Here is a 10088-nt window from a genome sequence, read left to right on the forward strand (position 1 = left end):
AAAAACAAGACTTGAACATGAAATTTGTGCTATTTTTTCATCCATATTGAATTTAGAAACTGTTGGTGCAGAGGATAATTTCTTTGAAATTGGAGGAACATCACTTATTGCATCAAAATTAATTATTGAACTGCTTAAACAAGGATATACTGTAAGATATGATGATATATTCAGGAAGAAAACTCCTAAAGCACTAGCGAAATTATTGTCTGGTGAAAGTGGTTCCGAAGAGGAGTTGAATATAGAAGATGATTTCATCAAAAACTACGATTACAGTGAAATCAATAAACTTCTCGAAGAAAATACCTTGGAAAACTTCTTTGATGGTGAAAACCTGGAATTGGGCAATGTCCTATTGACAGGGGTTACAGGATTTTTAGGAATCCATATCCTATATGAATTCATCAAAAATGAGGAAGGAAAAATCTATTGTATGTTAAGGAAAGGCAAATTTGATTCCTGTGAAGAAAGATTAATTGATGTGATGAATTATTACTTCGATGAAGATTTAACTGGACTGATTGGGTCACGTATCATCATAGTAGAAGGGGACATAACTGAAATTGATGACTTTAAAAAGCTTGAGGATGAGCCTATTGATACAATAATAAATTCAGCGGCAATTGTAAAACACTATACTGCTGATGATTATATATTCCGGGTAAATGTCGATGGTGTAATCAATGGACTTAACTTTGCCCAAACAAGGAATAACATAAAATATGTGCAGATTTCAACAGTCAGCGTTCTTTCATCATACTCTTTGAATGAAGCTGCATATCCAAATCAGCAATATAATGAAAGAACATTATATTATGAACAGGATTTGGAAAATAAATATGTATGCAGTAAATTTTTAGCTGAAAGAGCAGTTCTACAGGCGGCGACTAAAGGACTTTCAGTAAAAATTATTAGGGTAGGAAACCTAATGAGCCGTTACTCAGACGGTATGTTCCAGAAAAACTATGATACAAATGCATTTTTAAATAACATAAAGGCAATTAAAAAACTTGGTGCGATGAATCCTGCAATGGCTAATGAAAAGGTTGACATGAGTCAAATCGATTATGTTGCAAAAGGAATACTTGCATTGTGTAAGACTCCAGATAAATCCAGAGTATTCCATTGTATGAATAATCATTATATTTCCCATAGGGATATTGTCGATGCATTAAATGCATACGGTTATGGAATTGCTGAAGTTGCTTTCGAAAAATTTAAAGAAATTTACGAACATAACATCAATGAGAATATACAAGGAATTATCACTGCCGATTTTTCAATTGATGACTTTGATGAAGAAGACGATTTCGAGGAAAATGTGGAAATTGAACAGACTGTTGATATTCTTCAATCGTTAGGATTTGATTGGCCTAAACCGGATATAAACTATCTTAAACGATTATTTGATTATTTAAATAAATTCGGGTATTTTGAATAAAGGTGAATAATATGTCAAATGAAATTATTTCTCATAAATTCAGGGAATTGTTGCTGCCGTCATTACTTATAGCAATGGCTTTAAACATAGCTTCAGTTGTTGATGCAAGTTTTGTATCAACATTCCTTGGACACAATGCGCAAGCGGCTTTACAGGTCTTGGAACCTTTGGTAATGTTAATCACAATATTTGAATGGTTATTTGGATTGGGAGGCCAAATTTTAGCTTTAAATAAAAAGGCGGAATTTGATGAAGATGGAAGCAATCATTATTTCACAACTTCAATGCTTTCAACAATAGTTTTATCCGCTTTGATTTTAGTGGCATGCTTTTTATTTAAAGATGCTTTAATTAATCTATTGCATCCGACTGCAGGAGCTCTACATTATGTAGACGCATATAGTGTATATTTATTTATTTGTTTCCCAATTGCGACTATCTTAGGAGTATTATGTCAGTTTATTCGTGTTGACGGACAACCTAATTTTGCTTCAGGGGTAATTATTGTTGTAAACATTATCAATATAATTCTAGATTATCTCTTCCTTGGTGTTTTTCATATGGGAATTGAAGGTGCATCACTTGCAATGTTGATAGGTTACGTAGTTGGGGCATTGTGCATTTTAAAATATCATTTTGATTCAAAAAGAACTTTCAAATTTGTTTTATCCAAATTGAAATTCATGTCTTGGGTAATCTCAACAATTGAAATAATTAAAATAGGTCTTCCAGGCGCAAGTATGGGCTTTTTTAATGTATTATTGATCTATTTCATGAATTTGATTGTCAGTGGAGTTTTAGGAGAGCTAGGTTTGGACATATTCAATGTATGTGTGAGTGCATTGTTGATAATTAGTATTTTAATCATGGGATTTGCCGAAACATTATCTTCCATTGTTCCTATTTATTATGCGCAAAATGATTTTTATAACCTGAATCATATTGTGCGAAATTCTGTTATAATAACATTAGTCTGTGCGGTGGCATTTACTGTATTCCTGTTGGTATATCCTGATGGATTATTAATGTTTTTCAAACTTCACCAAGTACCTAACGATGCATTAGTGGAAAATGCAATCCGGATATACTCCTTGGCATTCATACCTATGGCATTTTCAACTATGCTGTTGTTTTATTATGAAGGAATTGAAAGAACTGTGGAATCAGGAATCATTACGATCATTTCAGAATTTTTAGGACCGTTAATGTTCACATACCTATTGTTTCCCTACATTGGCATCACCAGTGTCTGGCTATCTTTCCCGTTAGGGTTTATTCTATCATTAGTTGCTGTTGCCATTTATGTAAGAATAGTTGAAAGAAACCAGAGCGAATACTCAGGATTGTTTTTCATTAGAAAAGGATTAATTGAAAAAACTAGAAATTACACTTTGGAAAGCAAAAATGATGATGAGAAATCTGAAATGTTCAATCATTTAGAGAGTTTGGATGTGGATAAGTTATCTATTGAAACATTGGATAAGATAATAAACACCATTTTTGATTCAAACAATCAAAAAGTGCATGTGGAAGTATTATTGATTGACTATGATGATAAAATAACTATCAATTTGAAGGATGAAGGAAAAAGGGAAGTAATGAAAGATATTGAAAAATCCTTTTCGCAAGATAATCTCAAGGTTAGTGAAGTATTAGGATTTAATAATATCGAATATGTAATTAATATGGACTAACTGATCTTATTTTAGATTTTAGGAAAGATTATCTATTGAACTATCTTGACTTCTAAAGTCAAGGTAGTTTTTTTCATATCTGTGAAACAAATTTCACTAAAAAGTAAGTACAAATACTACTATTTGACCATTTTAATCTAGATGTGTATATAACTAGTATGAAAAGGATATTTGTGCATGCTGTACAAGGAGAATACATCAATGGGAAAGGAAATTGGATATGTCTCCAGCTACTTTGATTAAATTCATTAAACTTTGCAGAATAAATGATAATAAATTTTTCTAATGGAAACAATTATTTTGAGAGAGATGAAATAACATTAAAAAAAGAGATAATAAGAAAAAAAGAAAAAAAGGTTAACCGTTAAATCTATTTAACGGTAATAGTGTTCTTTTTGGATAAACCATTGCAAATAATTTTGATTTTATATTTGCCTTTTTCCAAGTTTTTAGGTAATTTAAATACAGCTTTTCCTTTTTTGTTGGTTTTAAGCTTATATGTTTTTTTGTTGAATTTAATTTTTAAAACTACCTTTTTAAGAGGTTTACCTTTTGCAGTCACTACTTTAATTTTGAATTTACCTTTTTTATTGTATTTTTTAGTCATGTCTTTGGTGAGAATATTGTTTTTGATTTTTATTGTATTCAAGACAGTAGTCTCACCATATTGGGCTGTGACCACATAACTTCCAGGTTTAAGTTTGACTTTCAGTTTTGCAACACCATTGCCATCAGTTGTGGCGCCAACAATCTTATTGTTGATTGCAAATGAAATAACTTTACCGGATAAAGGATTGCCTTTGGAATCTGTGAGTTTAACTTTATATGTGGTTATTTTATTGTAGTATAAATTTAAGTTATTACATTTGATGGTGTCTGAGGAACCTCCAAAGAGTCCGCCTAGGTCACCAAAACTCATATTACCAAAGTCAAAGTTGAAAGTAGATCCATTACCTCCCCAGGTACCGTTTCCAAAGGTTCCGTTACCGAAACTTGGCATTTGAGTGCCTTGACCACCTTGACCACCTTGGCTTCCTTGACCACCTTGATCATCAGTTGAACAGCCGGAGCTACCATCTCCATCATTTAAAACATTCTCATCACCATTTGCTGTAATAATTTCATCAACATCGACATCACTTTCAATGGTTGCCAAATTATCTGCATCATCGGTGATATTTGCATCATCTGCAGCGCTTACTGCTCCGATAGTGAATAAAGAAATGAGAACCATTGTGAATATTAAAAAACTCTTTTTGATTTTCATTTTATTTTACTCCCATAACAATGAATAATATATTTTTTTCTAGATATTATCCATTAATTTTAAATAAAAATTTAACAAATGCTAAATTTTAACATATAAAGTTATATTCTTAAGGTATATAAAGATGCATATTTCTTTTTGTAAATGTTCTAAATTCGTTCAACATAAAAAATCCTATAGATTTAACAATATCGTTATATATTTTTCTATTTTAACATGATTTTAAGGAACCTAACAGTTTTTTATACTAAAATATATTTAATTAAGTGAATTTGAATATTCTTAAAATTTATTTTCTAATTCTTTAGGATGAACACATTATATACTTATAATCATATCGATATGTAGTAATAATTTGGTGAATATTAAATAATTATACAAAAAGCTATAAAAAATTTAAACACGATGGTGCATATAAACATTATTTAGAATTTTAAATATTTTTTAAACATATTTGTATTCAAGAAGCATAAGGCTTCTTGCACAGACATGTTAAATATTATGATGAAAATAGATATATTTGATTGAATTTAACTATTTATGGAGTCATAGGCTGACCTATGAGGAAATCAACAAAATGTTTCCGGAGTTCATTCATGAAATCGTCAGCAATGAATACGTAGGATTTATTCTTGTCAGATCTTCTCAAAATGGAGATATGGTAATAGGTAAAAACGGAATATACTATCTGGAAACTGATGAAATTGAAGGGGAAAATCCTCTTGAAGGTTTTGGCGACAATGTTGTTCAACATTTAAAAAGGAACAGTTCATTTAAATACACTCCTGACATTTTAGTCAACAGCTTTTATGATGCTGAAAAAGATGAGGTTTGTGCCTTTGAAGAGTTGGTTGGAAGCCATGGTGGTGTTGGAGGAAGCCAATCCGAACCATTTATCTTATACCCTTCAGATTGGGATGTTTCCGATGAGGAGATTGTAGGTGCTGAAAACATCTATAAGGTGCTGAAAACAAATTTGGGCAAAATTAAAGAAAGTTCCAAGACTGAAAAGTGATTCAAAGCATTAATGAGTATGGCGAACTTTTTGAAAGGATCGATAATCTTAATCGTGATTCAACAGTTGCTTGTTGTTTTGTCTATTATGTAAGTTGTATTTGATAATGGGCATTAACATTGTATTTTTTTAAAGCTTTTTCACTTTCAAATCCTTGCGGGGTGCAATCCTTTGGTATTTCACGTCAGGATATCCGATTACCATACAGGTTACCACATCATATCCCTTTTTCAGCTCAAGCAGCTTTTTAAGCTTTCTGCTCATCTTGCTGCACATCACAAAGAATCCGCTGTATAGGACTCCCAGCCCCATGCTTTCGGCCATGATTTCCATGTATGAGCTTGCAAGGCTTCCGTCAACAGTACTTTTGCTTGCGACAACTATTACCAAGGGTGCCCCTTTGAAAAAGAAATCGTCATCTATCTCTATTCTCTTCAGATAGCTTGCAAAGGTGGAACCTAATTTTTTGCCTTTTCTAAACAGACTTAAGCATATTTCCTCCGCTTCCCTTTGCTTGGATCCGAGTATTGTATATGACACCATCTGCCTGTTTGCTCCGGTAGGTGAATAGCGTCCCGCTTCCAGGATTTTCTCTATCTTTTCATCCTCGACGGGGTCAGGCTTGAATTGTCTGATTGTACGTCTGCTTTTCATTGCATTGAGCAGTGTCTCCGGATCGATTTCGCTCATCAGAACAACTTTCTCATCAATTGAATCGTAGTTGGTCATGGTAATTGCGCCCTGTGGACATATCGCATAGCAGTGACCGCATTCCATGCATCCTTTCTCGCTTATGCGGACTTCATCATTTTCGAGGAATAGATAGGAGTTTGGACAGTCATCATTATTAATACTGTAATCTTTTAAAACCATGAATACAATAACTATAAAGATTCCTATCAACAATATAGGATAAAAGAGTTAATGTCAATTCTTTAATGAAAAAAATAAAAAAATGAAAGTTAAATTATTTTTTAACTTTTACACTTCTTTTTACAGTATCTTTAAGGTAGGTAACTTGGTATTTTACCTTTTTGCCCGCCTTGAGTTTTTTGAGCGCTGATTTTTTGATGGTTATTTTTGCAATGCCCTTTTTGTTGGTTTTTGCCTTGTATGTTTTGCCGTTGAATTTGAAGGTTAACTTTTTGCCTTTGATAGGTTTCTTTCCTTTCAATGTGGCTTTTATAACCAGTTTCTTGGCGGATTTTTTAACCTTTACCTTAGCGAGCTTTAGGACCTGTTTCACTTTGACTGTGTTTTTGATGGTTTGACCAGCATAAGTTGCAGTTAATCTGTATGTTCCAGGTTTAACTTTGTCAGATATTTTTAAAATCGCATAACCTTGGCTGTTTGTTTTTACTTTATAGGTGTCCTTGTTTAACTTTATGGTCACGACTTGGTTTGCTCCAACAGGGTTTCCATCATTGCCGTATATGCGAACCTTGAAACTGGATCCGTCAGCATAGAACATGTTGACATTTGAATTTCCGCTGAATCTTGAAACGACAGTAATTATTGTGGTACTTTCCTCCAGTGTTTCAGGATTGAATAAAACCAGAGTATGTTTTCCAATTGATAAATCGTGTAATATCATGTTGAGTATTCCTTCATTATTGTCAATATTGAAGGTTACAGTTTTACCATCAAGACTTATGCTTATGTCCCTGTCAAATAGTTCAACGCCATCAGCATCGTAAAATGTAGCATCCATTAACAAATTTGTATTATATCCTACTTTGGCAGTTTTAACAACAATAATAGTATTTTTCACTTCAAATGATTCTGCAACATCTCCATAATCATATGGAGTGATGATGGAATAGTTTCCAGGCATTAAATTCAAGTCAAAGTTTGCAAAGCCATCTTTAACGATTGCACTTCCCAGTGTTTTACCGTTTGCATCTGCAATAGTTAGGGTTTTTCCGTTTGCATCGGAAGCGATGGTAATGTTGCTATTTTTATTATAGTATTGTGATTTGTCTTTTTCAGGATAAGGATTTGCAATAGTGTATACTTTAATACATGCGGCTTTATTGGATTTTCCTAAGTCTTCACTGCCCCTGGAGTAGTATACTATTGATTTTCCAAGTTCAAAGTGGACTCTGCTATCCTCAGATAAAGGTATTCCTTTTGATTGTATTTGGACTGAAAATTTATGACCCGCATTGACTGCAATCTTTTTGTTTAATTTGACTGTTTCGAATCCACGGTGAGTTGAGGTTCCGCTTTGTATGTAGACTTCAGCGTCATCCACTAATACTTTTATTGTATATTGCTCACCTGCATTATTAAAGTAGGTTCCAACGGCACTTATTAATTCATTGTCAATTGCATTATATGAATTGATAAAAGTAACAGTTTTGCCCCCGTCTATGAAAAATCCGTCAAATTGCATGTCGTATTGGTATGATCCTGTATAGTTTTCAGTGTTGCTTATGATGTATCCGACAGACTCCGGACCCATTGCAATGGTGGTGTCGTAGTATGATACGTAGAAAAATCCGTTTTCGCCCCAATCGGTTCCCCAACTGTTTTTACAAATCCATGCACCATTGCCAGGTGGAGTCTTATTAAAGTTATCTTTTGAATAATTGTCATCCCATCCGACCAATGTTACAAAGTGATTTCCACCTATTTCTTTGTCATCACAATATTGTGCATGAGTAGTTGGGTTATAATAACCGTTATTTGCTGATGCGCCCAAAATGTGAACTGTCACACCACCATAGTTCACTAAAGTTTCCTTCAGCATTTTGGTGTTGTCCACGCTTCTGCGAGGAGGTATTAGGACTGCATCTTGAATGTGATATGATTCCTTCATAGCAAATGATGCTATGCTGACCTTGCCCAGTTCATCATAGCTGTCATAGGTTGTATTGAGAACTGATAGCCAGGCTAAGAAAAGACCCATTCCTGAAGTGGAGAATCCTCCTTCTTTTATAGTGGCGTCCCCAAATTCACTGTAACGGGTTGCTGCACCCTGGATGTTGTTTTCAGATATATCAAGCAATATTCCGGTTGCTTTTAGGAATGCTGATTCAAGTGCGCCTGTTGCACCAAATGCCCAGCATGCTCCATTGTTTCCTTGGTCTTTGACAACGCCTGCTAAACTAACTCCGTTTACTTTGTAATCACGCAAGTCAAATCTTGCACTGTCTGCAGTTGCATTTGTAATGACATATGGATTTAAAGTGATTTGTTTTCCTTCATAGTGCACAATTGTGTTATAACTTACTTGATTCATTGATATTTTTGCACCATTCAAATCATTATTGGTTAAGGATGATCCTTTTCTGTCAAAGAAACTAATGATTGCATCATCACTATTTTTTGAGAAGTAAGAATTTTTTATTTCGTATTTGCTGTCGTGCAAATAGACTGCACCGCCGTATGTTCCTGCAATGTTTTCAACAAATTCACATGAGTTTATTATGCTGTTGGAGTCATCAATGTAAACCGCTCCGCCATACAACTGACGAGCTGTGTTCTTATTGAATTTGCTGCTTCCAATCAAAACTGTTGCGTTTGATGTATATACTGCTCCTCCAATATATTCGGCAGCATTATTTGTGAAATTGCTTTTTACAATATTTAATTTTCCACCTAACTGAAGGTATGCTCCTCCAAAGTTTGAAGAACAATTTTCAAATAATGAATTTGATAGGGTTGCGGTATATTTTGTATTGAATCTGTTTCCATTAATATCTGCATAAATTGCTCCAGCATTTTTGACGGATGTAACATTGATAAAGCTGCATCCATCTATGGTTAATGAAGGCATTTGTTTTCCTCCAATAGCTCCTGCAGTGGCATTTGCAGATAAATTAACGAATTTGGAATTCAAAACCGTAAGCCTGATTCCCTCACCGTAGATTGCTGTGGCATATCTTGAAGTCATGTTGGCAAAAACGGTATTATTGATGGTTATTAGGGAATCATAACCATAAATCAAACCCCAATTCACGGGTTTATTGCTGATGAATGTGGAATTGTCTATGTTAATGACACTGCTGCTTTTTCCAACTACTTTTGAAAAAATTGAAGCGCCGTTGTCTGCATAGTTATTTATGAATTTGTCATGACTGCTGAAATATCCACCGTTTTCAGCATATATTGCTGCTCCTTCACTGGCATCATGGCAGTTTTCAAAGGTTACGTTATTGGTATGCAGCTCACAGTTAACTAATATGATTGAAGACATATTTGTATTGGTTATTTTTAGGTTATTCATAATTACTTTACCATTATAGAACTTAAATACGCCGGCTTTGTTGTCTGCATCAATAACATGGTTGTTACCGTAGATTGTGTATGTGCCTTGAGGGTTAATATTTATCTTTATTCCATTTGTAAAGTTTTTATCAGTAGAACTGTCGAATTTATAATCCGATTCTATGTTTAAGTCTACTTCACTCTTGTCAACAGCTTGGGATAAATTTGTAAAAGATTTTACAGTGGATTCGTCTACAGAAATTGCATCAGAATCGGTTATTTCCAAACTGTCGTCGGTTTGATTAATATCTTCTGCACTAACTGCACTAATGCCTATCATCAGAAATATTAGTGCAGTCATCAGAAATATTTTTCTATTCAAAATTTTTTCCTCCTTTTGTTTAATAGTATTAAATATGTTACTGATATCTTTTATAATTATTGAGAAATTACAACAAA

Annotated in this window: 5 protein-coding genes and 1 pseudogene; 3 read left to right on the plus strand and 3 right to left on the minus strand. The window is 33.6% G+C overall.

The features are described 5' to 3' along the window. Positions 1–1441 (plus strand): SDR family oxidoreductase (locus tag E7Z79_RS08160; RefSeq protein ID WP_303739464.1); only part of this gene is annotated, 1441 nt, incomplete at its 5' end. An 11-nt stretch (positions 1442–1452) separates the two neighbouring features. Next, on the plus strand, positions 1453–3135 hold the full coding sequence (locus tag E7Z79_RS08165; protein WP_303739465.1) for an MATE family efflux transporter: 1683 nt from the start codon (positions 1453–1455) through the stop codon (positions 3133–3135). Between the two features lie 370 nt (positions 3136–3505). Here E7Z79_RS08165 and E7Z79_RS08170 read toward each other — a convergent pair whose 3' ends face one another. After that, complete coding sequence (locus E7Z79_RS08170; protein ID WP_303739466.1) at positions 3506–4402, minus strand: Ig-like domain-containing protein; 897 nt, start codon at positions 4400–4402, stop codon at positions 3506–3508. A 541-nt stretch (positions 4403–4943) separates the two neighbouring features. Between E7Z79_RS08170 and E7Z79_RS08175 the strand changes: the two are divergent. Beyond that, positions 4944–5417 (plus strand): annotated as a pseudogene (locus E7Z79_RS08175) (phage holin family protein); the annotation flags it as partial. Between the two features lie 129 nt (positions 5418–5546). Here the strand turns inward: E7Z79_RS08175 and E7Z79_RS08180 are convergent. Together E7Z79_RS08180 and E7Z79_RS08185 are read right to left on the minus strand one after the other, a co-directional pair. Continuing rightward, positions 5547–6290 (minus strand): nitroreductase family protein, encoded by a 744-nt coding sequence (locus E7Z79_RS08180; RefSeq protein ID WP_303739468.1) that lies wholly within the window; start codon positions 6288–6290, stop codon positions 5547–5549. Positions 6291–6384: 94 nt separating this feature from the next. Next, complete coding sequence (locus E7Z79_RS08185; RefSeq protein ID WP_303739469.1) at positions 6385–10011, minus strand: C1 family peptidase; 3627 nt, start codon at positions 10009–10011, stop codon at positions 6385–6387. Between the last annotated feature and the right edge of the window lie 77 nt (positions 10012–10088).

This window comes from Methanobrevibacter thaueri (assembly GCF_015062905.1).
GTDB classification, from domain to species: domain Archaea; phylum Methanobacteriota; class Methanobacteria; order Methanobacteriales; family Methanobacteriaceae; genus Methanocatella; species Methanocatella thaueri_A.

Bases quoted from the DNA above. Each gene is read 5' to 3' on its own strand.
- E7Z79_RS08165 (WP_303739465.1), top strand. From the start codon at position 1,453: ATGTCAAATGAAATTATTTCTCATAAATTCAGGGAATTGTTGCTGCCG.
- E7Z79_RS08170 (WP_303739466.1), bottom strand. From the start codon at position 4,402: ATGAAAATCAAAAAGAGTTTTTTAATATTCACAATGGTTCTCATTTCT.
- E7Z79_RS08180 (WP_303739468.1), bottom strand. From the start codon at position 6,290: ATGGTTTTAAAAGATTACAGTATTAATAATGATGACTGTCCAAACTCC.